Below are 26,790 nucleotides of genomic sequence, written 5' to 3'. Positions count from 1 at the left end.
TACCTTGGGTTATAATTTGGGGTATTTTTCTAAAATCCCTCAGATTTCTCTAAGGGATTTATAAGTTTCGAGGTTCTTAATTTTTCAATCTTTCAATATTCCAATTTTTCAATCAGAAGAATATCGAATGATGAACATCCAATAATGAATATCGGAGGTTTAAGAAGTATGTTCTTCAACCCATACTCTCGCATTCACAAAAGCCTCCATCCAAGGTGTAAAGTCATCATTTCTATCAGCAGGGTAGTGAGCCCAGTTCCAAGGCTTCAGACTTCGCTCGATATGCGGCATAATGGCTAAGTGACGACCGTCTGCTGAGGCGATACCTGCAGTAGCGTGATCGGAACCGTTTGGATTGCCTGGGTAGGCCTCGTAGCTGTATTTCATCGCGAAGTTGTAGTCACTTTCTGCCTGAGGCAGATGGAATTTGCCTTCTCCGTGGGCTACCCATACACCTAGTCTCTGACCGCTAAGTGAGCCTAACATCACAGACTCATTTTGTGGGATGGTTACATTCACGAAAGTGGATTCAAACTTATGGGATGCATTGTGTAGCATCTTTGGTTTGTCGGCATGATCAGGAGTGACCAGGCCAAGTTCTACCATCAGTTGGCAACCGTTACATACGCCCAAACTCAAGGTGTCAGGTCTTGCGTAGAAGTTGTCCAGCGCCTGCTTAGCCTTCGGATTGTAGAGGAATGCACCTGCCCAACCTTTGGCCGAACCTAGTACATCGGAGTTGGAGAATCCACCCACGAATACGATTAGCTGTACATCTTCCAGGTTTTCACGACCTGCGATCAGATCGGTCATGTGAATGTCCTTCACTTCGAATCCAGCCAGCCAAAGGGAGTAAGCCATCTCACGATCTCCATTCACCCCTTTTTCACGGATGATTGCTGCTTTCGCCTTGCCTTTCGTAGTGCGGAAAGGATCAAGTCCCGCTGCCGCAAAGTTACCTTTCCAGCCTTCTGCAAACTCAAATGCCAGCGGTTGATTTTTATAGTTGTCAAAGCGGTCTTTGGCTAGTTGCTCCCCGCTTTGCTTTCTGTCCAATAGATAGGAAGATCTGAACCATACATCACGAAGCTCAGTGATGTCCAGCGTCAGGTCTTTTCCTGCAAATTCAATATTTCCGGAATCAGTCACTTTGGCCAACTCCACGTAGTCCACATCCGCTTCTGCCAATAAGGCTTCTACTGCATGCTCATCAGCCACCTGAATGAGGATTCCTGGATTTTCGGCAAACAATGCTTTTACCATGTCCGGCTCATGCAAGCGATCTAGTTTCACTTTCAATCCAATATTCTGTACAGGGAAACACATTTCCAACAGGGCTGTGACTAATCCGCCTGAGGAGATATCATGACCTGCAAGCACCCAAGTCTGATCGATGAGGTCCTGTACAGCTGTAAATGCCTGTGCAAAATACTGCGGATTTTTAACGTCAGGTGTTTCTGTTCCTACTTTGTTCAGCGCCTGATAGAAGCTGGAGCCAGCCAGTTTGAAGTCGTCCTTGGAAAAATCTATGTAGAGGATTCTACTTCCTTTGATTGGTTTCAGAGCAGTTTTCACCGTCTTCTTCACATCCGAGCATTCTCCCACTGTGGAGATAATCACCGTTCCGGGAGAATAAACCGTTTTTCCGTCAGGGTATTTCTGAGTCATGGAGAGGGAGTCTTTTCCTGTAGGAATATTCACTCCCAAATCAATGGCAAATTTCGAAACTGCTTCTACCGCTCTGTATAATCTATCGTTTTCACCTTTGTTTTTGGCAGGCCACATCCAGTTGGCAGAAAGGGAAATCCCCTGCAAACCATCCTGAATAGGTGCGAAAATCAAGTTGGTCATCGCCTCTGCGATTGCCAACCGGCTTCCCGCCTCAGGGTCTGCCAATGCTGCCACAGGTGCATGACCGATGGAGGTGGCGATACCTTTGTTTCCGGTAAAGTCCAAGGCCATCACAGCCACGTCATTCAGGGGAAGTTGAATCTCACCGACAGTTTGCTGAGTTGCCACACGACCGGTTACGGATCTATCGACTTTGTTGGTCAACCAGTCTTTACAAGCCACAGCCTCCAGTTGCAGTACGTCGCGGATATATCCTTGGATCAGATCTGCTTCATAAGTTGCTTCCGAAAAAGAGGCGTTGGTGGTTTTATCTTCCAAAATGGTTTTTGGGGAAGAGCCGAACATGTAGCTCAGGTTCCAGTCCACCGGCTTTTCACCGGTTTTTCCATTTTCGAATTTGAAATGCATATCTCCGGTAGTCTCGCCCACCACATAGAATGGTGCGCGCTCACGGTCGGAAATCTGATGCAAGGTGTCAACGTCCGCTTTGCCGATTACCAACCCCATGCGCTCCTGGGATTCGTTTCCGATGATTTCCTTAGCGGAAAGGGTAGGGTCTCCCACCGGTAATTTGTCAATATGAATCGTGCCTCCGGTGTTTTCTACCAGTTCAGAAAGGCAGTTTAAGTGTCCGCCTGCTCCGTGATCGTGTATGGAGATGATCGGATTGTTTTCGTTCTCAGCCATAGCGCGGATCACGTTGGATACACGTTTCTGCATCTCAGGATTGGAGCGTTGTATGGCGTTCAGTTCGATGGCATTGGAAAGTTCTCCGGTATTCAATGAAGAAACCGCCGAACCGCCCATTCCGATTCTATAGTTGTCGCCGCCCATGATCACAATCTGATCACCGGCTTTTGGTTCGTTTTTCTTGGTGTATTTGGCATTGGTGAATCCCACACCACCGGCCAGCATAATTACCTTGTCAAATCCGTGATGCTTCCCATCCTCCTCGTGCTCGAAAGTCAAAAGGGATCCGGAGATCAACGGTTGACCAAATTTATTTCCGAAATCAGACGCTCCATTGGAAGCTTTGATCAGGATGTCCATCGGTGTTTGGTATAGCCAAGGGCGTTCAGCTAGCTTACTTTCCCAGCTTCTTCCTTTCTCCGATCTAGGATAAGAGGTCATGTATACCGCGGTTCCCGCCAAAGGAATGGATGCCGTGCCTCCTGCGAGACGGTCTCTGATTTCTCCTCCGGCTCCGGTTGCCGCGCCATTGAAAGGCTCCACGGTAGTAGGGAAGTTGTGTGTTTCAGCCTTTAGGGAAATAACCGTGTCGATTTCACGGGTTTCGAAGAAGTCCGCTTGATGTGCTGTTTTCGGTGCGAATTGCTGTGCTTTTGGTCCTCCGACAAATGCCACATTGTCTTTATATGCAGAAGCGATTCTATTTGGGTGCTTCTTGGAAGTTTCTTTGATGAGCTGAAAAAGTGTCTGCGGTTTTTCTACACCGTCGATGATAAAGGTGCCGTTGAAAATCTTGTGACGGCAGTGCTCAGAGTTTACTTGGGAAAAGCCAAAGACTTCAGAATCCGTCAGAGGACGGGCCAATTGCTTGGCGACGTTGTCCAGGTAATCCACTTCTTCTTGGCTAAGTGCCAACCCATGCTCCTTATTATATGCCGCGATGTCGCTTACTTCTATGACCGCTTCGGGCTGCAGGTGAATATCAAAAATCTCCTGATCCAGCCCTTCAAATGCATGCTGAAGCATTGGGTCAATGCTGTCTCCTTCATTTAGCGGGAAGAACTCTTCAATTCGGATAATGCCGGGGATTCCCATGTTTGCGGTGATTTCCACTGCGTTGGTAGACCATGGAGTGATCATTTCCTTGCGGGGTCCTGAGTATTTACCGGAAAGTGAAGGTGCAGTAATAGCTGTTGCTCCGCCAAAAAGCCAAGTCAGCTTTTCTAGGTCTTCGGGCGCGAAAGGGTGTGGAGATTGTACAGCGTAAACGGTTTTTTGAGGGGATTCAAAGAAGAAAATCATGTCCTTTGGCTGGTAAGCTGCAAAGGTACGGAATTGAGCGTTAGATTGAAAGATTGAAAAATGAAATAACTTGTCCGCTGTGGCGGATTTGAAAATTTGGTGCCACGTCATTGCGAGGAGGCACGACGAAGCAATCTTTTATGATACGATGAGATTGCTTCGGTCATTCTTCCCTCGCAATGACGTCGAAGATCAATCTTGACTCTAGGTTATAAGACCTGATTGATTAGCGCAAGACTTTAGTCTTGTGCTTATGATAATGCAGTCTTCAGACTGCAGAGGTTAAATAACCTTACAATCACAGAAAAGCAGTCTAAAGACTGCAATACTTAGGGTCCAAGTCAATAGACTTGAACCAGTAGAGATTGGCGCAAGTCTTCAGACTTGTGCCTTGCTAATAAATGCAGTCTTCAGACTGCTGTGGTTATATAAATTGACGATTACTGAAAGGCAGTCTAAAGACTGCAATATTTTGGGTCCAAGTATGAAGACTTGAACCGGACTTAGACTTGAACCAGACTGCCTGATTTTTAACTAATCCATGAAAAATCATTTCACTTTTAAGTAACTTACTATTAGTAATCTAATGACTTTTTAAATGAGCAGAAAATACAAAATCAGAGATCAGGAGAGACTATATTTCGTGACTTTTACAATTGTAGAATGGATTGATCTCTTCACGCGAAAACATTACAGAGATATTCTGGTAGATTCTTTAAAATACTGCCAAAATAATAAAGGCTTGGACTTATGCGCCTTTTGCATCATGTCAAGCCATATTCATTTGATCATTGGCAGAAATAGTGAGCCAACAATCGAGTCAATTATCCGGGATTTCAAAAAATTTACTTCGACAGAAATAGTTAAATCTATCCAGACAAGCCAGGATGAAAGCAGAAAAGAATTTTTGCTTAATCACTTTAGGAAAGCCGGAGCAAAGAACTCAAACAACACGGTTTTTCAATTATGGCAGCAACATAATCATCCAATTGAGCTAAATACAAATGAAAAGATCAGTAGATGTCTCAATTACATACATCAGAATCCAGTAGTTGCCGGATTGGTGTATTCAGCAGAGGATTATATTTATAGCAGTGCATCCAACTATGCAGGATTACCGGAAAAGATGATTGATGTGATTCTTATTGAATAGTTTACTAATTTTTTCTTCTTGGTTAAGTGCAGTCGGGAGACTGCAGCAAGTTAAGTCCAAGTCTGAAGACTTGAACTAGAGCATCCAGCGCAATTGGCGCAAGTCTTCGGACCTTGTGCCTTATTCAATGCAGTCTTCAGACTGCTATGGTTAAATAAATTTACGATCATTGAAAAGCAGTCTGAAGACTGCAGTACTTCGGGTCCAAGTCTGAAGACTTAGACCAGTGCATTTGGACCAGTGCAGAGTTCAAATTTTAAACGATGGCTGCATTTGCCAAGAGAAATTTGGTCTGTAAGTTTAAGGCAAATGAAAAAGGAGCAATAAGATGTTAACTCATGGCTCCTTCTCAATCAAGTCGGGGTGACAGGATTTGAACCTGCGACCTCACGCCCCCCAGACGTGTACGCTAACCGGGCTGCGCTACACCCCGAGTGAATGCGAAAATAGTAATTTGATTTTTTTTTTGTAAAACCATTGCCTGTTTTTTTTGAAAAACCTTAGTTGGCGCAAGTCTCCTGACTTGCCTTGCTAAATGAAGTCTTCAGACTGCTCTATTTTGAAATTGCAGTCTGAAGACTGCAATATTTTGGGTCCAAGTCATGAGACTTGAACCAGACGTAGCCGTTCGAGACTTTGAATCAGTAATGAGGTTTTCCTACTTACCACTAGCTCCGTCAATTTAAAATTCTAAAAACTAGCTGTACTGTTCATTTTCGCACGGTTTTATATGTTATTTTTTTGTTAATGCCGAATATTGTTCGTTTTTGATACGTAGGAAACTTTTGACGGGATGAAAGTTTCTGTAATTTTGCCATGTAAAAATATTGGAGAATAGAGAGAAATGAGAGATAAGATTCTGGGGGTAGCACAAGAGCAGTTCAGTCAGTACGGGATCCGTGCCATAACTATGGAAGATATCGCCCGATTGGCAGGAGTTTCGAAGAAGACAATTTATCAGGAGTTTAGTGATAAAAAGCAGCTAGTAAAGGAAGCTTTTGCCGTGGCCTTGAATGAAGATCAACAGTCGCTCAAAAAGATAATGAATGGGGAGGACGGGGTTATTGAGCATTTGGTACATATGTCCAAAATGGTAAGAGAACGTTTGGCCACTTTAAATCCCATGGTTTTGCTGGAGATCCAGAAGTACTTTCCGGAAGTGTGGGAGATGTTCAATGAGTTTAAAGATGAAATTATTGTGACAGATATCGTCAACGTGATTGAAAAAGGCAAGAGGCTTGGCTACTTTCGACCTGAAATCAATGCCAAGATTTTGGCAAATATGAGAGTTGACCAAATTAGGTCTGCCATGAATCCTTCAACTTTCGATAGGACAGACTTCGGTCTAGTGGCACTTCACATGGAGATGCTGGATCATTTCTTACATGGCATATTTACCGAAAAAGGCAGGGAAGCTTATTTTGAAAAGCGTAATTCGAATTAATCGATCGAAGGCATAAAGTCTTCAAAAATTAACAATTAATAGACAACAGATCCTTTTTAGAATAACATTATGTTTAGATCGAAGATTTATTTAACACTGCTGATAGTTTTGGGCTTAGTTAAGCTTGAGGCTACTGCACAAGAAGCACCTAAAGTGGATGAGGTACAGCTCAATCTCAAAGAGGCATTGGAGTTTGCGCTGGAAAATAATGTAGATGCAAAAAATGCCAGGCTGGAGATTTTGGTTTCAAAGGGAGTTGTAGGAGAAAACAGAGCCGCCGGTCTGCCTCAAATCACCAGCACACTGGAGATGACCAAAAACGTACAGCCCCCGTTAATCATCTTGCCTGCTGAAGCAGGAGGAATTATTCCTGACGACGGTTCGGGCGGTGGGTCGGCGGATACTCCCGATGATATAACCGTTATACCGTTTGCCGTAAACTATCAGTCTTCATTAAGTATCAATGTGGAGCAGATGATTTTTAACGGATCTTATTTTGTGGGGTTGAAGGCAGCTAAAACGCTTAAAACCCTAACTGAATTTGATAAAGTAAAGACAGAGAATGATGTTGTCGAAAATGTGAAAAAGGCATATTTCACTGTACTGGTAAACAATGAAAGGAGAAAATTAGTAGAGGCTAACCTTACTCAGACAGATGCTTTGTTGAAAGAAACAGAAGCGATGTATGAAGCGGGGTTTGTAGAAAAGTTGGATGTGAGCAGGATCAAGGTTCAGTCTAATAACCTAAAGACTGAGCTTGAGAAAAACGAGGTAGCTGTAGCCGTGAGCAAGGAATTGCTAAAACTTCATATGGGATTGCCCGAAACTATTGAGATAGAGCTGACGCAAGATCTGTCGTCACTTAATGATGAAGCAGAAATCATGAATTTGCTTGATCAAGCCGGCTCCAATAGGGTAGAGGTTGACCAGGTGATTACCAATAGGGATCTTGCACTACTGGATTTAAAAAATAATCAGATTCAATATATGCCTCAAATTACTGCGTTTGGAACTTTTCAGAGAGTGTCGGGTGCAGAAAATTTGGGCAGTGTTTTTCAGGCAGACAGATGGTTTTCAACATCTTTTGTGGGGTTGAGGATGTCTATTCCTATTTTCGATGGACTCAATAAGCATTATAGAATACAGCAAAGCCGGTTGAAAGTGAATCAACTGGAAAATCAGTTGATGTATATGGAGCAGAATGTAGCATTGGAGTTGTTTGAGGCGAGAAAAACGCTCCAGAATAGTCTCCGTACACTGGTGGTCCAAGAGGAAAATATGGAGCTGGCAAGAGAGGTGTTTGAGATGACCAAGATTAAATATAACGAAGGTGTCGGATCGAATCTCGAGGTGGTGGAAGCAAATGCGACACTGGAAGAGGCTGAGTCCAATTATTTTTCAGCGCTTTACGATGCTCTGGTGGCTAAAGTGGATCTGGAGAAGGCACTTGGTATTTTACAGGAAGGACTGGACAACTAATCCAATCCGCCCCGGCGGGCAAGTTATTTTCTTTTACAGAGGAAGGCATAAACAAAGATATTATCTAAAAATCATGAAACTAATCAATAAATTTTTACCCCTAATTGCGCTGGCTTTTGTAGCTGTTTCCTGTGCTTCGGAAGAAAGTGTGGATGCCAAAAAAGCTGAACTGGAAAAGCTCAAAGCTGAATCCCATGAAATCGATACCCGGATTAGAGCGTTGGAGGCTGAGCTGATCGAACTGGATCCCGAATTTGCAAAGCAAAACCAAAAGTCGTTGCTGATCACTACAGCGAAAGTAAAAAAGGGAGAATTCGATCATTATGTAGAAGTGACCGGATCAGTGCTTTCCAAGAAGAATGTAATGATCAGCGCGGAGGCTGCAGGGCGTATTCTAGAGGTGCCCGTGAGTGAAGGGCAGACCGTGGCTAAAGGAGCTGTGCTTGCAACAATCGATGCAGAGTCTATCCAGCGGAATATTGATGAGTTGGAGAATACGTTGAGTCTGGCTACCACATTATTTGAGAAACAAGAACGTCTCTGGAACCAGCAGATCGGTACAGAAGTACAATTTCTGGAAGCGAAGAATAGGAAAGAGGGGCTGGAGCGGAATCTTGCCACTGCCAAAACCCAGCTAGATAAGGCCACTGTAAGAGCACCCTTTTCGGGGACGATCGAATCGGTAGAGGTAAGACTGGGAGAATTGGTCCAGCCAGGTGTCTCTATGTTTCAATTTGTCGGAAAAAGTGACTTGTTTATTGAAGCAGATATATCGGAAAGTTATGTAGGGGTGCTGGACAAGGGTGATTCGGTAAACGTGAATTTCCCGTCGATAGGCAAAGAACTCCGTACCAGAGTGTCATCTGTGGGAGCGATTATCAACCCTGACAACCGTACGTTCAAGATAGAGGTTTTTTTACCTAGCATGGCCATGGTGAAGCCCAATATGATCTCGGTCTTGAAGATTCGGGATTATGAAAATCCCGAGGCTATAATCGTACCGAGTTATTTGATTTTAAGTGATAACAGAGGCGATTACTTATTTACGGTAGTAGATGGGAAGGCCAAGAAAACCTATGTCAAGCGGGGCAAAACCTTTGATAGGGAATCAGAAATACTAGAGGGACTGACCGGTTCGGAGACCTTGGTGGATAAAGGATTTCGGGAAGTGGGGGATAATTTCAATGTGAATATAGCTCAGTAGTAAGAACATGTCAGATATTCAAAAGGACCAAAAAACGAGAGAATTTGGATTGTCCAGCATGTCGGTGGACAACTCCACTTCTGTGGTAATACTTACGCTGATTATCACTGTACTCGGCTTAAGTGCTTATCGCAACATGCCGAAGGAAAGTTTCCCGGAAATAGTGATCCCTACGGTGTATGTAGGAACGCCTTATCCGGGCAACTCTCCCGTGGATATGGAAAACCTGATCACCAGGCCTATAGAAAAAGAACTGAAGTCTATCAACGATGTGAAAGATATCACTTCCACTTCAGTTCAGGATTTTTCTTCCATCGTGGTGGAATTCAATCCCGGAGTAGAGATATCCAAGGCTATTCAGGATGTAAAAGATGCTGTGGACAAATCTAAAAGTGAGCTGCCTACAGACTTGGATCAGGATCCCAATGTATTGGAGGTAAACACTTCTGATTTTCCCATAATGAATGTAAATATTTCGGGAGATTACTCTGAGGCGGAGTTAAAGAAGTTTGGGGAGTATCTGGAGGATGAGATTGAGAAGCTCTCGGAGATCTCAAAGGCTGATCTGGCAGGCACGGTAGAGCGGGAAATCCAGATCAATGCCGATCCCTATAGGATGGAATCCACCGGTGTGACTTTCAATGATATCGCCCAGGCGGTGCAAACTGAAAATGTCACGATATCGGGAGGCAATATCCGGGCGGGAGAATTTCAGCGTACCCTACGGGTGGATGGTGAGTTCACCGATCCGATGGAATTGCTCAATATCATAGTCAAAACGGATAATCAAAAGATTGTCTATCTACGGGATGTGGCGGAAGTAAAAGACACTTACAAGGAAAGAACCAGCTATGCCCGGAGCAAAAACCTACCGGTGGTGACGATCAACGTCGTAAAAAGAAGTGGGGAAAACTTGTTGTATGCTGCAGATAAAATCAAAGAGATTATAGACAAGACCAAGGCAAACCGCTTTCCTCCTGACCTTGAGATTACCATTACCAACGATCAATCCAAGGCAACCAGACTTCAGGTCAGTGATTTGGAGAACTCGATCATTTTTGGGGTCATTCTGGTTGTATTGGTATTGATGTTCTTTTTAGGCTTTAGGAATGCGCTTTTTGTAGGTATTGCCATACCGCTTTCCATGTTCATTTCCTTCTTGATTTTGAACGCCTTCGGCATTACGCTAAACTTGATGGTGCTCTTCTCGCTGATCCTTGCTCTGGGAATGCTGGTAGATAATGGGATCGTGGTAGTAGAAAATATATACCGACTGATGTCCGAAGGGAAAGACGCAGTACAAGCAGCTAAAGAAGGCGTAGGCGAAGTAGCATGGCCTATTATTACTTCTACTGCTACCACACTTGCGGCGTTTCTTCCACTTGCTTTCTGGCAGGGTATAGTCGGAGAATTCATGAAATTTCTTCCGATTACACTTATCATCGTGCTTTCTTCCTCACTCTTTGTGGCTTTGGTGATCAATCCTGTGTTGACTTCCATTTTTATGAAAGTGGAAGATATAAGCAGGAACAAGCCTAAACAGAAATCAATAATTGTGGCGGGGGTGTTCCTTGTTTTATCCGCTATATTTTACTTGGCAGGTGCTACAGCTTTTGGGACATTGATGCTGGTAGGTTGTCTGCTTACGGTCTTCAACACCTTTGTTTTGAGGAAAGCCATCCGGTGGTTCCAGACGGTTTTTTTGGTGAAGTTGGAAAATGGCTACGAATCGACACTGAAGTACGCTTTGGATGGCAGAAGACCTTATGCGTTTTTGGGAGGGACAGTTTTACTTCTGGTGTTTTCTTTGGTATTGCTTGGTATAAGAGCTCCGAAAGTGTTGTTCTTTCCGGATAATCAGCCTCAGCTGATCAATGTTTTTATAGAATTTCCAATAGGTACAGACATAGAGGCTACCAATGAGTTTGTGGATGGGATGGAAGATGAATTGATGGTGGCACTGGAGGATTATCAGAATATTTTAGAATCTGTCATTACCCAGGTAGGAGAGGGTACCGGAGATCCGATGGAAGGGCCAAGTAATCAGCCGACTCCCAATAAGGCAAAAATCACGATCGGATTTGTGGATTACATTGATAGACAAGGAATAAACACCAACGGAGCGATGGAGGAAATTCGTCAGCTGGTCGAGAAGTATCCCGGAGTGCTGATTACCGTGGATAAGGAAAGAAACGGCCCGCCGACGGGACGGGCTGTGAATTTGGAGTTTTCAGGAGAGGATTATGAGCAATTGATTGCTTTTGTGAACCAGACAAGGGAATACCTGGTGAATCAAAATATCGGAGGTATAGAGGAATTGAAATCTGATTTGTCCTTGGGTAATCCTGAGGTTATTCTGGATATTGATCGCGAGAAAGCCAGAAGATTTGGACTTTCTACCTCGGAGATAGCGACAGATTTGAGAACAGCTCTTTTTGGATTGGAAGTGTCTAAATACAAGGAAGGTGAAGATGATTATCCTATTCAGCTACGTCTAAACGAAGGCTTCAGATATGATATCAATACCTTGGTAAATAAGAAGATCGGGTTCAGAGACAAGTTTGGGACTAAGCGGGAGGTGCCTATATCTGCTGTTGCTGATGTGAAATACGGGTCTACTTATGGCTCGGTGAAGAGAAAGGACCTTGAGAAAGCTATCACGGTCTATTCCAATGTTCTTGATGGCTACAATCCTACTGAGGTAAATACCCAAATCCAACAGGCATTGCAATCTTGGGAAGTTCCTGATGGAATCTCTGTGAAATATACGGGAGAACAGGAAGAGCAAAACAAATCCATGGAATTTCTAATAGGAGCCTTGGGAGTTGCGGTAGCCATGATATTCTTAATTATCGTAGCTCAGTTTAACTCAGTGACCACGCCATTTATCATTATGGCTTCTGTGGTTTTGAGTACAATTGGCGTATTCTTGGGGCTTGTGATTTTCAATATGGATTTTGTCGTGATTATGACGGGTATCGGGATTATTTCCCTTGCAGGGGTGGTGGTAAACAATGCGATTGTCCTTATTGATTATACCAATCTAGTTCGTGAGCGGAAGAGAGATGAACTGGGGATGGGGCCAAAAGATCATTTGCCTTTCCCTCTGATGATAGCAAGTATAGTGGAGTCAGGGAAAACCAGACTTCGACCGGTACTGCTTACTGCGATTACCACAGTTCTTGGGTTGATTCCTTTGGCGATAGGTATGAACATTAATTTCGGGACACTATTGAGTTCTTTTGACCCACAATTTTATGTGGGAGGGGATAATGCCGCTTTCTGGGGACCGATGGCCTGGACGGTAATATTTGGGTTAACCTTTGCGACATTCCTTACGTTAGTCATCGTACCAGTCATGTATTTGTTAGCAGATAAACTCTCATTGAGGATCAGCAAACTTAAGTCTTGATTGGATTAAGGTTGGTGGTTTTTTTTGTTAAAACCTCTGGGGCAATGTCTCAGAGGTTTTTTTTAAATATGATGAACCGCTTTTCCACTATAGGATTTGGTAAAATCCTAAGCTTGGGCTATTTCGCCCTGCTTCTCCTTACCGGGCTTTTGTCCGGTAAAACAAAGAGAATATAGCTACGGGCATTATTATAAATAATCATATTTAAATATTTATTTTTCTATTTCCAGTACGGAATTTGTAAGTTCGCCATCCCGAAATTATACGAGTAGAATGGAAGAATTAAAGTGGTTTGTGATGTACACAACCTCACGATCTGAGAAGAAAGTGGCTGACCGGCTGAAAGAAAAAGGAGTGGAAATTTACTTGCCAATGATAGAGGAGCTACGCCAATGGTCTGACCGTAAAAAGAAAGTGCAGCGTGCCATGTTCAACGGGTATGTTTTTGTGAAAACCCACCGCAATCAACTTTGGGAATGTCTTCAAGTTCCGGGTGCGGTTAAGTTTGTTAATTTTTCGGGACAGCATGCCACTGTTCGGGAGGAAGATCTTGATATCATCAAGCGGGTAATAGAAACAGGAGTAGGAGTAGAATCTGATGGATCGACTATTGACCCTGGTGAAAAAGTGCGTGTGATCGGAGGACCTCTCCAGAATATGACAGGTGAAGTGATTGAAAAAGGGAATAAAGATTATTTCCTAATACGGATTCCGGGAATCTATCAGAACCTGCTGATCAATGTTCCTAGGAAATTTCTGGAGGTTACAAATGAATCTTAATCGTTAAACTTGGAAAAAAAGTATCTTCTAAAGACAATCTGACCTTGGACTAGGTGGTCGCCAAATTTGTTGAAACCTATATTTCCATCAAGATTATCGGTGAACGTAGCGAGCATGGTGCCTTCCAGTGCGATATCAGAGAATGGGCCGAGTGTGTAGCTAAGTCCGGCTCGGATTGGGACATAACCCGTGGTTATTTTTTTACGCTGGGGTACTTCTTCCTCACCGAAGGATTTGGCTTGATCGGTAATTGTATGCATTACTCCCAGCCCTAATCCACCGTAAAGATTGAACATACTTCTATTCATATGGTTTACAAAAGGAATGGAGTACATGCTTGGCATTACATCAAAATAGTAAGCTCTACCAACGGCGGTAAATGAGGAGTTGTTGGCAGCCCACATATTTGTGACTTCGGAGACCGGGTTTCCCCCACTGGAAATCCACTGCACGCCACCGGTGGCCCTGAGCTCAAATCGATCAGTCAGTCTTTTGGTCAAAGAAGCAGAAACAGACGGCTTTATTTCGAATTTTAAGGATCTATACTGTCCGCCGTTGTCCATGTAAGAGAAGGAAGGGCCTACACCTATGCTAAAGATATTGTCTCTTGCCTGTTTCTCTTTATAAAAGTTCTGGGCAAACAGATCCATGCTTGCTAGAAGAAAGAAAATTACGATAGGGAATTTGGGAATTTTTGACATAACATTGAATCCTATATAAAGAATCAGAGCTTTAGGCAGGATTTTTTTTCAATTTTGGCAACAAATATGCCAATCTTCTCCCTAAAAGTATGTTTTAAACAGAGAAATACAAATATTGGTATGTCAAAGGCAAAAAATTATGCTCCTTCAAAAGCTTTTTTTATGTCATCTTCAGTGGTTTTTAATTTACTTCTACAGGCTTTTACCAGTTTAGAGGCTTCCCTGACTAGCTCAGAAAGCTCATCCACACTTTTTTTTCCTTCTTCCAGCTCTGTTAAGATTGTCTCCAATCGTTTCATTGCTTCATTATATTTTAGATCGTTCATTTTTCCTCAATTTGTGTAATTGTGCTGCTGATTTTTTGTTTGGAGGTATGGGTATGTAGTTCATCCCCAATTTGGATTTTTGTGGCATTTACAGGCTTACCGTTAAGTTCCGTCCTAGTATAACCTCTGGCTAGTATAGTGTGGGGATTCAATTGGCGCAGGAGTAGTTCTTTGGCGTCTACGTCTTGCTTTTGCTTGTGCAAAAAACCAACCAGTCCCCGTACTACATTTTTTTCCATAGAAACTAAACTGTTTTCCTGAATCTGTAGGATGTTTTTGCAAGAGATCCGGATTCGATTAGCAGAGGAGTTCAATTTCTCGGCTTCAAGTTTTAAACGGTTATGCGAAAATGCTTTTATCTGATGCGCTACCTGATTTATTTTTGATTGCTCTTCATTGAGCATTTGACGGGTTGCCCGATCCAGTCTCAGTATCGCCAATCCTAAATTTTCCTCAAATTCCCGAAAACCTGAAAGCAGAAATTCGGCCACGGCTGTAGGGGTTTTCAATTGGGTATGCGCTACAATGTCGGCGATGCTTTCATCCCGTTCATGTCCTATTCCGGTGAGCAGAGGAAGGGAGTAATTTGCGATTTTGACAGCGAGGTTGTATTCATCAAAGCAGTCTAAATCCAATTGGGCTCCTCCTCCCCGTATCATTACTACAGCCTCAATTCCCAGCTCATCTTTCACCGACTCGATCTGTTCCAGACTTCTGATGAGGGAAGCTACAGCTTCATTTCCCTGCATTGAAGAGGGGAAAAGCTTGTGATAAACTTGATATCCGTATGTGTTGTTTTCCAGCTGATTGGTAAAATCACCATAACCTGCCGCTGTGGGACTACTGATTATGGCAATTTTCTGGATAACTGCCGGAAGCAGATGTCTGGCATTCAGCCGCAATAAACCTTCCCTTGTCAGTCTATCAATGGTTTCTTGGCGGATACGCGCCCGCTCTCCCAAAGAAAACGAAGGGTCGATGTCCTTCACATTGATACTCAGCCCATAGACAGGATGGAAGTTAACGGCAACCTGTGCGAGCACTTTCATGCCGTTTTTGATGGTGGATCCTGTAATGGATTCAAATCTCGCAGCCACAGTCCTATAGGCAAATGACCAAAGATTTGCTTTTATTTTTGCCTGAACCTGATTCCCTTGCTTTTCTACCAATTCAAAATAAGCATGTCCCTGAGGTGCCAGACGGAAATCTGCGATTTCACCGATCACCCAGATCACCGGATCCAGTTCCGTCTCCAGGGCTTGTTGGATCAGCCGGTTGAGTTCGGATATGGATCTGGCATCTTGCATACTTACTTGAGTTTTTGGAATTCAGCTTTGATCTTTTGGCTCAGGCCTAGGCTAGCGCGAAGCATGGGTAGTCTTACCTGATCGTCGCATATTCCCATGTGACTAAGTAGGTTTTTGATGCCTACAGGATTGCTTTCGGCATACATTAGACTGTTCAGCGACAGTAGTGAAAATGCAGCTTGTAGACTTTCTTCTTCTGTACCATGACATAGTGCTTTGAAAGTTGCAGGCAATGCATTTGCCATGACAGAAATAATACCCGATCCGCCAATGCTATACAATGCCTTGGTCATTAGATCATCACCGGAAATCAGCAAGAAATCGTTTGGCATTTTCGCAGCGATCTGCATGCATTGCTCCAGGTTTCCACTAGCCTCTTTCATCCCGATGATATTAGAGTGTTCAGCAAGACTTAGCGTGGTTTCCGCTGTGATATTAGACATAGTCCTACCGGGAATATTGTACAAAATAACCGGTACAGGGCAGGCATCTGCAACCGCTTTGTAATGAGCGATAATCCCGGCTTGGGTTGGCTTGTTGTAATATGGGCTCACTGAAAGAATAGCCGTGATGCCGGTGAAATCTGTGTTTGAAATATCACTCAATACTGACATGGTATTGTTGCCACCAATGCCATAAACTACGGGTACCCGTCCGGCATTATATTCCAAGCAGGCATTAAGAACCTGTTTTTTCTCAGAAGATGAAAGAGTCACTGCCTCCCCTGTCGTACCCAAAACCACCAAATAATCCACCCCACCATCGATTACATGGTCAATCAATCGTTTGAGACCGTCGAAATCTATAGAGTAATCATCGTGAAATGGGGTGACAAGGGCTACGCCGGTTCCTTTAAATTGGTTCATTGTTATTAGGTTTGGGAGGCTAAAGATAATGGGATGATAGGAATTGGCATTCTGTTTTTGGAAAAAATGGGTTGAGATATAGTGATCAGTCTCAGTTACCACCAACTGTTTACTGCGACTGAACACTGTAAACTCTAATCACCTATCATCTTCAAAAACTCTTCTTCTGAAATCATCGGGACGCCCAGTTTCTGGGCTTTTTCTTTTTTGCTGGGTCCCATGTCTTCTCCTTCGATGATGAAGTCCAGATTTTTGGAAACGGATGAAATATACTGTCCGCCATGGGCGATCACGGTGTCTTTGATCTCATCCCGCTTGAAATGGGTCAGTTTCCCACTGGCCAAAATCCGCTTACCTTCCAGTGAATTGCCAAGCTGCTTTGATTCGCTTTTCTCTATCTCAAATTTCAATCCGAAGCTTTTCAATCGGGCGATGATCTCTTGGTTTTTCGACTGTTCAAAAAAATCATGGATGCTGTAAACAAGCGTTTCGCCCACGCCATTGATATCCAGTAATTGTTCAGAAGTGGCAGCTTCGAGCTTTTCAATAGAACCAAAATGTCTTGCCAGCAATTGAGCCGTGTTTTCTCCAATGTTTCTAATTCCCAGCGCAAAAAGCACTTTTTCGAAAGGCTGGTTTTTAGATGCTGCGATTCCTTCCATCATGTTTTTGATGACACCGTCTTGGAACGTATTCGCCTTTAGTTTCTTGATGCGGTCGGTGGTTTCCGGTGTCAAATCCAGATTAAGCTTGAGCAGGATTCCATGCACTGTGCCTTCGGTTTTACTGGCCTGAAGGATCGTGTCAAAATCAATTCTTCTACCTAACAGAATCTCTAAAACCACAGCGACGGGCACGTAGTCTTCCAGCTTGGGAAGGTTGTGATCTTTGAGGTGATTGATTAGGTATTCTATCATACCCACATTGGCAGAAGCTTTGGTTTTCCATTTTCTGATTTGATCCTGAAAAGCTCTCAGTGTTTCTGCGAAAGGAATGTCGGTTTTTTCAATTAGGAAATCAGAAATCTGTTTGAACTTAAGTCCCTCAGTCAAGGCGTAAAGTGCTTTTTCCAAGGTGATATAAAGCAATCCGTCACCTTCAGTTTCGTATTGATCTTGGGACATTTCCAAACCCAAAAGTTCATCCTTCCTAGCTTCCAATTCATAAATATCAGCCGGATTGGCAATGAATCCCTGATCGATCAATGCCCTGATCCGTTCCGTTCCCATGGAATCGATATCCATAGCCCGCTTATGCACAAAGTGCTCAATTCTTCCCAGTACCTGGGGAGGACAGGATTCAGCATTGGGACAGTAATGCTTGGCTTCACTTTCTTTTCGTTCCAGTTCAGTTCCGCATTCTGGGCAATGGGTGATATAGGTGAGAGGCTTTGCTTCGGGAGTTCTCCGTTCCGGGTTTACGGCGGTGATTTTAGGGATGATTTCTCCGCCTTTTTCCACAAACACAAAATCACCTTCATGCAGATCCAAGCGTTCAATTTCATTGGCATTGTGTAGGGAGGCCCGCTTCACAGTCGTACCTGCCAAGCTTACGGGGGAAAGGTTTGCCACCGGTGTGATAGCGCCTGTCCGTCCTACCTGGTACGTCACAGACAATAATTCTGTCTCAGCACTTTCAGCTTTGTACTTATATGCAATTGCCCATCGGGGATTTTTGGCTGTAAAACCCAGCTCCTCACGTTGATCGTAGTTATTGACTTTCAAAACTACCCCGTCAGTATCTACAGGCAGCGAAAATCGCTTTTCCTTCCAATCTTCTATGTATTGAATTACTTCTTGGATGTTTTCTACTTTTCTATAGGTTTGGGAGACATTGAATCCCCATGTTTCTAAAAGGGACATGGACTCAGAATGTGTGTTGACACTGAGTTCGTCTCCCAGCAACTGATAGAAATAGCAGTTCAATCTACGCTTGGCGACGACGGAAGAATCTTGCATTTTTAGAGTTCCCGAAGCTGCATTTCTGGGATTGGCGAGAAGTGCATCACCGGCTTCTTCGCGTGTGGCATTGATTTTCAGGAATTCCCTAAGCGGTAAAAATATCTCTCCACGCACTTCGAATCTGTCTGGAATATTGTCTCCTTTTACTTCTAGGGGGATATTTCGGATTGTTCGCACATTGGCAGTGACATCATCTCCGCGGTTTCCGTCCCCGCGCGTTACAGCCCGTACAAAACGCCCGTTCTCATAGACCAAACTGATGGCAACTCCGTCAAATTTCATTTCACAGAAATATTCGTAATCCGTATGCCCAAGACCTTTTGCGACACGCTCATCGAAGGCAATAAGCTCTTCTACAGAATAGGTGTTGCCCAGAGACAGCATGCGGGTCGAGTGCTGTACGGTGAGGAATTCCTTGGTGATTGTCCCGCCCACACGCTGGCTTGGGCTGTCAGGGTCGAGCAAATCCGGAAATGCAGTCTCCAATCGGATCAGTTCCTCCAGCAATTGATCGAACTCGTAGTCAGAGATTTCGGGATTGCTTTCCTGATAATACAGGTTGTTGTGGTGGTTGATTTCTTGACTTAGCTGGGCAATTCGCTTTTCGGCTTCCTGTGGGTTCATGTTTTTGTGGAAAAATTAGGGCTTGTAAAAATAATAGATACTGACCGCAAAGCCACAGAGATCGCAAAGAAAGGGGCCAAGGTTTTTGGAGAAACTGCGTTCTGCGTTCGCACAGACCGTAAGTTTTTTAGGAATAGTAATATTGATTTGGGATTATCCGCAATGATGCCAGTAACCATATTTTCTTTGCTTTACTGGACGGAAGACCCGCTACAGTGGGGGGGGCGAAGACGGGTGACCGACGTGACCTTGACACTAGTGTTTTCCGAATCCTATGATGCTTTTACTGGCAGAAAAGCGGATATACATATATTGATTTATATAAAGTCAGATATGCTGTCCCACTTTTTACATAAAACTGCACCTTAGGGCCTTAGCGGGATCATTTCCAAGACAAAATCTTTGAGGTCAGAAAAAGATCTCAACTGTCATCTCAATGATACACCTTCCGTCTTCGGTCTTCCGTCTATTTTTTTCTGGTATATCCTACCATTATTTTAAATCTTTACCTTCCCTATTTAACTAAATGCATATGAGTAAGAAAGCAAGTGCTGAAAGCAAGATTCTGGATGCGGCCTACAAACTTTTTCTAGAAAAGGGGTATCGCCAAGCTACCATGGACGATATCGCCCAAGTGCTGGGAATGAGTAAAAAAACGCTATATAAATACTATCCAGGTAAACTGGACTTGCTTGCTGCTTCGTTTGAAGTCACAAAAACCAAACTGACAGCCAAAGTGGAAGCAATAGTGGAAAACAGATACATTTCTTTTCCGCTCAAACTGAAGTCCGCGCTGACAGTGATGGCTTCAGTGCTTGGCCCTATCAACCCGGAGCTTTTCGAAGATCTTAGGGAACATGCCCCTGAAATTTGGGAGGATTTGGCACATTATATCCAAGAGTCTGCCCATGTCCGGTTTAAGAAATTGCTGGAGCAGGGAATCGGCGAGGGTATGGTCAAGCCATCTATAAACATCAACCTGGTGGTGATGCTTTATGCGGCTTCCGTACAATCACTTATGGATCCCAAATTTAGGGGGCAATTTCCCGAGCCTATTCAAAAGGGGATGAAAATACCTCCTGCTGATATTTATGATCAGGCGATCACTATTATTTACAATGGAATCATGACTGATAAAGCACGCAATGAATTTGCAAGTGCGTAAGAAAGGCTTTGGCTGATTTTCCTATCTTTGTGCTCTAGTCATAAAAGAAATGAGCAATCCATTATATGAGTTAAAAAAAGATGATTGGAACCGATTTTTTCCAATTCATCTTGAGAGCCACAATCCTCGGTGGAGTGCTGTTTTCCAGAAGGAAAAAGAGTTGATTTTTTCCCAAATTAAAACCTTTGAGCCTATCCTAATTGAGCATGTAGGTAGTACTTCCATCCCCGGAATAAAGGCAAAACCTTACATAGATATCCTAATAGTAATTGGAGAAGAATTGCTTTTTAATGAAGATATAATATCAGCGCTGACTGCCATTGGTTATACTTATTTTTTTGTGCCGAAAAGAGAGAATATTGAGGCTTACATGTCTTTTGGTAAAGGATATAATTTAGAAGGAAAGCCTGAGCAAATCTTCCATATCCATATGTGCCCGGAAAATAACATCACGGTGAAGCAGCGGGAATTCCGTGATTTTCTCAGAGCTAACCCTGAACAAGCAAAAGCTTATGAAAAGTTAAAATTAGAATCCGCTGAGAAATTTAAAAATGACAGAGGAGCCTATGTGCTGTCAAAAAATGAGTTTGTCCGACAAGTATTAGCTTTGGCTGGCAGTTAAAATAAGAATAATAAGAAAGGTCAATTGGGAAAACCATTTTCCTGATTTGATACATGAGAAATAAACTATGAGCAGCAAGAATTTCAAAAAATATACCATTACTTCCGCACTTCCCTATGCCAATGGGCCACTTCACATAGGTCATCTGGCGGGATGCTATATTCCATCAGACATTTATGTGCGTTATCTACGAAGTCTAGGCAAGGATGTCGCATACATTTGTGGTTCGGATGAGCATGGTGTGGCGATTACCATTAAAGCTAAAAAGGAAGGCAAAACCCCTCAGGAAGTGGTGGATCACTACCATGAGATTATGAAGGGAAGTTTTGCTGAATTTGGGATCAGTTTTGACCATTATTCCAGAACTTCTGCCAAAATACATCATGAGACAGCACAGGGGTTTTTCAAGGATCTTTATGAAAAGGGAGAATTTCTGGAGCAAAGCACTGAGCAGTATTTCGATGAAGAGGCAGGACAGTTTTTGGCTGACAGATATATCGAAGGAACTTGTCCTAAATGTGGCAATGAGCATGCGTATGGTGACCAATGTGAAAAATGCGGCAGCTCGCTGAGCCCTACTGAACTGATCAACCCGAAATCAAAACTCAGTGGAAGAACGCCTGTTTTGAAAGAAACAAAACATTGGTTTTTGGATTTGGCCAAATACCAGAATTTCCTGAAGAAATGGATTCTGGAAGACCATGCAACTGACTGGAAAAACAACGTGTTGGGACAATGCCGTTCCTGGCTAGAAGCCGGGGAAGGGCTGCAGGCAAGATCGATGACACGTGACTTGGACTGGGGGATAAAAGTTCCTTTGCAGGATGCGGAAGGCAAAGTCCTTTATGTATGGTTTGATGCGCCGATAGGCTACATCTCTTCGACCAAAGAATGGGCTGCGGAAAAAGGAATTGACTGGGAGCCGTACTGGAAAGATAAGGATACCAAACTGGTACACTTTATCGGGAAAGATAATATCGTGTTTCACTGCATTATTTTTCCTGCAATCTTAAAAACCCACGGGGAATACATACTTCCTGACAATGTGCCTGCCAACGAGTTTTTGAATCTGGAAGGAGACAAAATTTCCACATCTAGAAATTGGGCTGTCTGGCTTCATGAGTATTTGGAAGAATTTCCCGGTAAGCAGGATGTGTTGCGCTACGTGCTTACGGCAAATGCTCCCGAGACTAAGGATAATGATTTTACCTGGAAGGATTTCCAGACAAGAAATAACTCAGAGCTGGTTGCCATTTACGGGAATTTCGTGAATCGTGCAGTGGTTCTGACTCATAAATATTATCAGGGAATTATCCCTCGGCGAGGTGAATTGACGGGGTATGACCAGGAGGTGTTGGATGCCGTGGCAGAGTTTCCGGAGAAAATAGCAGCTTCTATCGAGCGCTACAGATTCCGTGAAGCGCTGAGCATAGTGATGGATCTGGCTCGTCTGGGAAATAAATATTTGGCGGATACTGAGCCGTGGAAAGTGATCAAAACCGATGAACCCCGTACGGGAACCATTTTGAATATTGCACTGAATATCGCTGCTAATCTTGCGATAGTTTCTGAGCCATTTTTGCCTTTTACTGCAGGCAAACTGGTAAATCTTTTCGGGATGGGAAAAATTGATTGGAATGAAGCCGGTCAGAAAGAACTTATGAAAGCGGGGACTTCGCTGGGGGAGATGGGATTGTTGTTTGAGAAAATCGAAGATGAGACTGTTGAAAAACAAGTACAAAAACTACTAGAAGCCAAAAAAATGAATGAAGCAGAAAATACACAGGTACCTGTGATGAAAGATACTATTACCTACGATGATTTCGCAAAACTGGATATGCGTGTGGTTACCATTCTGGAAGCAGAGAAAATGCCGAAGTCCAAGAAATTACTCAAACTGAAAGTGGATACGGGGCTTGGAAACCGTACGGTGTTGAGCGGCGTGGCGGAGCATTTCGAGCCTGAATATTTGATTGGAAAGCAAGTGACTATGCTGATCAATCTAGCCCCGAGAAAAATGATGGGCATCGATAGTGAAGGTATGATTCTAATGGCTGAAGACAAAGACGGAAAGTTGAAGCTGATGATGCCACATGAAGGTACTGCGAATGGCTCGGCGATATCTTAAGTAGCGAGTAGCAGGTGTTAAGTAGCTAGAGCACAGATTCTAGATTCAAGAGCCAGAGAATTCAGTAGCAACAGGTGCTGAATTTTCTGGCTCTTTGTCTTTGGTCTTGATTCTACTCTATTGATTCTAGTGTTTAGCGTCTTGATACTAGGATCTAGCTTCTAATGACTAATGAAGCGGTCTTTTCTTGATCATCCCTCCCTTGGTATCCTTTATGGGGTACTGGATTACAAAGGCTTTTGAGTCGATTTTCTCGATTTCCAGCAGCATTTTGGTGACTTCTAGGCGGGTAATCACACAGAATAGGACTTTTCTGTCTGGAAGTAGGTTGGCTTTGTCACCGTAGCCTCCATCGGATTTCAGTACAGTCACACCCCGTCCTAAGTCATAAGAGATCATCTGCTTGATATCTTCGGCTTGCTGGGACATGATCATCACGCCAAGGTATTCTTCCACTCCGTTAATGATGAAGTCTACTGTTTTCGAGGCTGAGAAATAGGTCAGCATAGAGTACATGGCTGTTTCCAGATCGACGAATATTGCTGCGACGATAAATAGGCAAACATTGAAAACGGTGATAAAATCACCCACGGTCAAGCTTGATGTTCTGCTTACAGAGATCGCCAGTACTTCTGTACCATCGATCACAGCTCCTCCACGGATGGCAAATCCTATCCCGGAGCCCAGGAAAAAACCGCCAAAAACTGCAATTAACAATTTGTCCGCAGTGATGGCGGGAACTTCTATGTAATGCACCAGAAGAGCCAATCCGAATATCGCAAGTGTGCTTTTGATGGCAAACGGCACTGAAACCTGCTTGGCTCCCAAAACGATGAAAGGCATATTGACCAGAATAATCAATACAGAAAGGTTGACAGGGGTGAGCATTTCCAACAGCAGGGACATTCCCATGGCTCCGCCATCGAAAAATCCGTTTGGCAGTAAAAATCCCTTCAAACCTATACTTGCCATCAGTACACCTATGGCGATAAATAACCCGTCCTTGATTTGTCTCCAAATCGTAATTCTCTTAACGAGTTTGTTGTCCTGAAATTTTAATAGCCGTTTCACCATAATTCGAAAATAGAGTTTTTTAACCAACCCTTCTGTTTAAAAATGCATATCGCGAAGGAATAATTACCTATCTTAAGTCAAAATAAAAGGCAAACTCTTTGAGTCGTTTAAATGAGAGATTGGTAATAAATGGGTTAGTTTGTTGATAAAACGTGATTGGAATAGTGATTGTAGTAAATATTTTAACCTATTTCATTATTTTTTTTGACAATTACTCTTTTTCATCTATCTTTTTGAAGCTTGTTTTATTTAGATAGAATTATGAAAACCGAAGGTTACAACGCAGGGGAACATTATGATGAGATGATTTCCGCAGATGGGGAGATCAGAGAACATTACAACGAATTTTATCATCATCTGAAAAAGACTAGCTCTCGGAAGATGAATCATCTTCAGCATTCTGCCAATCAGACACAGCGGTCGATGGGAATGACCTTCAATGTCTACCACGACAATCAGGGCATGGAGAAAATTCTGCATCTGGATATTATTCCCAGAATAATTCCCAATTCTGAATGGCAGAAACTTGAGGCTGGGTTAAAGCAGCGGACTCAGGCACTTAATCTTTTTTTGCAGGATATTTACAATGACCGGAATATTCTAAATGATGGAATTGTTCCTGCGGATTTGATTCTCAAGAGTAAGGATTACCTTGAGCCATGTATAGGGCTTACTCCTCCAAAAGGCATCTGGTGCCATATTACAGGTACAGATCTGGTAAAAAGTAAAGATGGGGAGTACTATATATTAGAAGATAATCTCCGATGTCCTTCAGGAGTGTCATACATGCTGGAGAGCAGGGAGATCATCAAACGGGTGTACCCGGATATTTTCAATCAGAAAGGCGTTATGCCTGTGTCCAATTATCCTACAAAACTGCTGCGAATGCTTCAGAATCTTTCTGACAAACCAAAGCCGGTGGTTGGGGTTTTGACACCGGGGATTTATAATTCAGCATATTACGAACATTCGTACTTGGCTTTGCAGATGGGAGTGGAGCTGGTCAACGGGGTTGATTTGATTGTGGAAAATAAGAGGGTGTATATGCAGACCACAAAGGGACTGCAGCAAATCGATGTGCTTTACCGCAGGATCGATGACACTTTTCTTGATCCCGAAACCTTTAATCCTGATTCCATGCTTGGGGTTCCGGGACTTTTTGAAGCCTATAAAGCCGGAAATATTGCCCTGGCGAATGCTCCGGGAACGGGTGTTGCAGACGATAAAGCTGTCTATGCTTATGTGCCAAAAATCATTAAGTATTACCTGGGCGAGGAGCCTATTCTGAACAATGTGCCCACTTATCTGTGTAGGGAGGAAGAGGATAGAAAATACGTGCTGGACCATATTGAGGAATTAGTGGTGAAGGAAACCAATGCGGCGGGAGGCTATGGAATGCTGATCGGCCCCAAAGCCATTCCGGAAGAGCATGCTAAGTTCAGAGAATTGGTCAGAAATAATCCGACAAACTATATAGCCCAGCCTACGCTGTCACTCTCCACTGTTCCTACATTGACTGAGGAAGGGATCAGTGGCAGGCATGTGGATCTAAGACCATACATATTATTCGGGCAGGAGATAGAAGTAATTCCGGGTGCATTGACCCGGGTGGCTCTCAAGAAGGGGTCACTCGTGGTAAACAGCTCCCAAGGTGGGGGAAGTAAGGATACTTGGGTTTTATATTAATAAAGAGATAGAATATGCTAAGCAGAGTAGCGAATAGTATTTATTGGCTGGGAAGATACCTGGAGCGTGCGGAGAATTACGCGAGATTTATAGATGTGAATTTCAATCTGATGCAAGATCTGCCTGTAGATTTGAAAGAACAGTGGCATCCGCTGATCGCAGCCACCGGAGACTTAGAGCTTTATGAGTCAAGGTTCAAGGGCTATGAGAGAAATCAGGTGCTGTTTTTCTTGGGATTCGATGCTGAGAACCCCAACTCTATGCTTTCCACAATAAAGAATGCGAGGGAAAATGCACGGATTATCCGTGAAAATCTGAACAAGGAGACGTGGGAAAAAGCCAACGAGCTTTACTATATGATGCAGGAAGGTTTGGAAAGAAAGGTTTGGAAAAAAGAAGACCCCAGGCCGTTTTTCGAGAAAGTAAAAAACCAGATTTTGCTGATCTATGGTATCGCAGATAGCAGTGTGGCGAGGATCGAAGGTTGGTATTTCAGGCAACTTGGTCAATACCTGGAGCGAGCGGATAAGACTTCCAGGATATTGGATGTGAAATACCACATCTTATTGCCCTCGGATCAGGAAGTGGGCACGCCTCTTGATTTTCTGCATTGGATGGCTTTGCTGAAATCAGTTACCGCATTCAATACCTACCGCAGGTTGTACGGGAATATTGACTCATCTTGCGTGGTGGAGTTTCTGGTATTGAACAAGTATTTCCCCAGATCTATATATTACTGTATCAAAGAAGCTGAAAAATGCCTCCACAATATCTCCGGAAATATGGGAGGTGGATATATGAACTCGGCAGAAAAGGCTATGGGTGAGCTTCGGTCAAGGTTGGAGTTTGCCGAAGTAAGTGAAATTATAGGTTTTGGACTACACGAATATCTCGATAATCTTCAGATGAAGATCAATGGGATTTCTAATCTGGTGGACTCTAATTTCTTCACGATCAGGGATAATCATACCGTTCAGACCCAAAGTCAAACCCAGAATTAACGGGTTGGAATTTT

General features: G+C 43.4%; 18 protein-coding genes and 1 tRNA gene. 11 read left to right on the top strand and 8 right to left on the bottom strand.

The annotated features are described in order from the left end of the window. Window positions 1-159: 159 nt before the first annotated feature. Complete coding sequence (gene purL / locus ID165_RS16810) at window positions 160-3,843, bottom strand: phosphoribosylformylglycinamidine synthase (protein WP_192346238.1); 3,684 nt, start codon at window positions 3,841-3,843, stop codon at window positions 160-162. A gap of 598 nt (window positions 3,844-4,441) precedes the next feature. Here purL and ID165_RS16805 point away from each other — a divergent pair. Continuing rightward, complete coding sequence (locus ID165_RS16805) at window positions 4,442-4,996, top strand: transposase (protein WP_192346236.1); 555 nt, start codon at window positions 4,442-4,444, stop codon at window positions 4,994-4,996. Window positions 4,997-5,354: 358 nt separating this feature from the next. Here the strand turns inward: ID165_RS16805 and ID165_RS16800 are convergent. After that, window positions 5,355-5,429, bottom strand: a tRNA-Pro gene (locus ID165_RS16800). Between the two features lie 411 nt (window positions 5,430-5,840). Here ID165_RS16800 and ID165_RS16795 point away from each other — a divergent pair. The 5 genes from ID165_RS16795 (at window position 5,841) to ID165_RS16775 (ending at window position 13,315) form a co-directional block, all read left to right on the top strand. Beyond that, window positions 5,841-6,440 carry a TetR/AcrR family transcriptional regulator gene (locus tag ID165_RS16795; protein ID WP_192346233.1) on the top strand — a complete coding sequence of 200 codons (600 nt, stop codon included), beginning with the start codon at window positions 5,841-5,843 and terminating at the stop codon, window positions 6,438-6,440. Window positions 6,441-6,509: 69 nt separating this feature from the next. Then, window positions 6,510-7,919 carry a TolC family protein gene (locus tag ID165_RS16790; RefSeq protein WP_192346231.1) on the top strand — a complete coding sequence of 470 codons (1,410 nt, stop codon included), beginning with the start codon at window positions 6,510-6,512 and terminating at the stop codon, window positions 7,917-7,919. A 73-nt stretch (window positions 7,920-7,992) separates the two neighbouring features. Further along, window positions 7,993-9,123: an efflux RND transporter periplasmic adaptor subunit gene (locus ID165_RS16785; RefSeq protein WP_192346229.1), complete on the top strand. Its 1,131-nt coding sequence runs from the start codon at window positions 7,993-7,995 to the stop codon at window positions 9,121-9,123. Window positions 9,124-9,130: 7 nt separating this feature from the next. Then, a complete protein-coding gene (locus ID165_RS16780) occupies window positions 9,131-12,535 on the top strand; it encodes an efflux RND transporter permease subunit (protein ID WP_192346227.1) in 3,405 nt (1,134 codons plus the stop codon). Window positions 12,536-12,808: 273 nt separating this feature from the next. Further along, the gene (locus tag ID165_RS16775) at window positions 12,809-13,315 is read left to right on the top strand and encodes a UpxY family transcription antiterminator (protein ID WP_192346225.1); all 507 of its coding nucleotides are present in this window, start codon (window positions 12,809-12,811) and stop codon (window positions 13,313-13,315) included. Here the strand turns inward: ID165_RS16775 and ID165_RS16770 are convergent. From ID165_RS16770 to ligA, 5 genes are all read right to left on the bottom strand, one after another. Then, window positions 13,312-14,016 (bottom strand): hypothetical protein, encoded by a 705-nt coding sequence (locus ID165_RS16770; RefSeq protein ID WP_192346223.1) that lies wholly within the window; start codon window positions 14,014-14,016, stop codon window positions 13,312-13,314. The genes ID165_RS16775 and ID165_RS16770 overlap by 4 nt on opposite strands. A gap of 137 nt (window positions 14,017-14,153) precedes the next feature. Then, window positions 14,154-14,342, bottom strand: coding sequence for an exodeoxyribonuclease VII small subunit (xseB, locus tag ID165_RS16765; RefSeq protein WP_192346221.1), 189 nt, complete (start codon window positions 14,340-14,342; stop codon window positions 14,154-14,156). After that, window positions 14,339-15,649 (bottom strand): exodeoxyribonuclease VII large subunit, encoded by a 1,311-nt coding sequence (xseA, locus tag ID165_RS16760; RefSeq protein ID WP_192346219.1) that lies wholly within the window; start codon window positions 15,647-15,649, stop codon window positions 14,339-14,341. Before xseA ends, xseB begins: the two co-directional genes overlap by 4 nt. 2 nt (window positions 15,650-15,651) lie before the next feature. Then, window positions 15,652-16,515: a 4-hydroxy-tetrahydrodipicolinate synthase gene (gene dapA, locus ID165_RS16755; RefSeq protein ID WP_192346217.1), complete on the bottom strand. Its 864-nt coding sequence runs from the start codon at window positions 16,513-16,515 to the stop codon at window positions 15,652-15,654. Between the two features lie 134 nt (window positions 16,516-16,649). After that, window positions 16,650-19,100: an NAD-dependent DNA ligase LigA gene (ligA, locus tag ID165_RS16750; RefSeq protein ID WP_192346215.1), complete on the bottom strand. Its 2,451-nt coding sequence runs from the start codon at window positions 19,098-19,100 to the stop codon at window positions 16,650-16,652. A gap of 532 nt (window positions 19,101-19,632) precedes the next feature. Between ligA and ID165_RS16745 the strand changes: the two genes are divergently transcribed. The 3 genes from ID165_RS16745 to metG all read left to right on the top strand — a co-directional run bounded on the left by ID165_RS16745 (window position 19,633) and on the right by metG (window position 23,015). Continuing rightward, the gene (locus tag ID165_RS16745) at window positions 19,633-20,265 is read left to right on the top strand and encodes a TetR/AcrR family transcriptional regulator (protein WP_192346213.1); all 633 of its coding nucleotides are present in this window, start codon (window positions 19,633-19,635) and stop codon (window positions 20,263-20,265) included. A gap of 49 nt (window positions 20,266-20,314) precedes the next feature. Beyond that, window positions 20,315-20,887: a GrpB family protein gene (locus ID165_RS16740; RefSeq protein WP_192346211.1), complete on the top strand. Its 573-nt coding sequence runs from the start codon at window positions 20,315-20,317 to the stop codon at window positions 20,885-20,887. A 67-nt stretch (window positions 20,888-20,954) separates the two neighbouring features. Beyond that, window positions 20,955-23,015 carry a methionine--tRNA ligase gene (gene metG, locus ID165_RS16735; RefSeq protein ID WP_192346209.1) on the top strand — a complete coding sequence of 687 codons (2,061 nt, stop codon included), beginning with the start codon at window positions 20,955-20,957 and terminating at the stop codon, window positions 23,013-23,015. Window positions 23,016-23,183: 168 nt separating this feature from the next. On the opposite strand, the gene ID165_RS16730 is transcribed toward metG, so the two are convergent. Continuing rightward, window positions 23,184-24,089: a YitT family protein gene (locus ID165_RS16730; protein ID WP_192346207.1), complete on the bottom strand. Its 906-nt coding sequence runs from the start codon at window positions 24,087-24,089 to the stop codon at window positions 23,184-23,186. 261 nt (window positions 24,090-24,350) lie between these two features. Between ID165_RS16730 and ID165_RS16725 the strand changes: the two genes are divergently transcribed. Further along, window positions 24,351-25,775 (top strand): circularly permuted type 2 ATP-grasp protein, encoded by a 1,425-nt coding sequence (locus ID165_RS16725; protein ID WP_192346205.1) that lies wholly within the window; start codon window positions 24,351-24,353, stop codon window positions 25,773-25,775. Between the two features lie 14 nt (window positions 25,776-25,789). Continuing rightward, window positions 25,790-26,776, top strand: coding sequence for an alpha-E domain-containing protein (locus tag ID165_RS16720; RefSeq protein WP_192346203.1), 987 nt, complete (start codon window positions 25,790-25,792; stop codon window positions 26,774-26,776). The last annotated feature ends 14 nt before the right edge of the window (window positions 26,777-26,790 follow it).

The sequence above is a fragment of the Algoriphagus sp. Y33 genome (assembly GCF_014838715.1).
GTDB lineage: Bacteria > Bacteroidota > Bacteroidia > Cytophagales > Cyclobacteriaceae > Algoriphagus.
The sequence above is the reverse complement of the archived record's forward strand: the minus strand, read 5'-3'. Positions and strand labels throughout refer to the sequence as shown.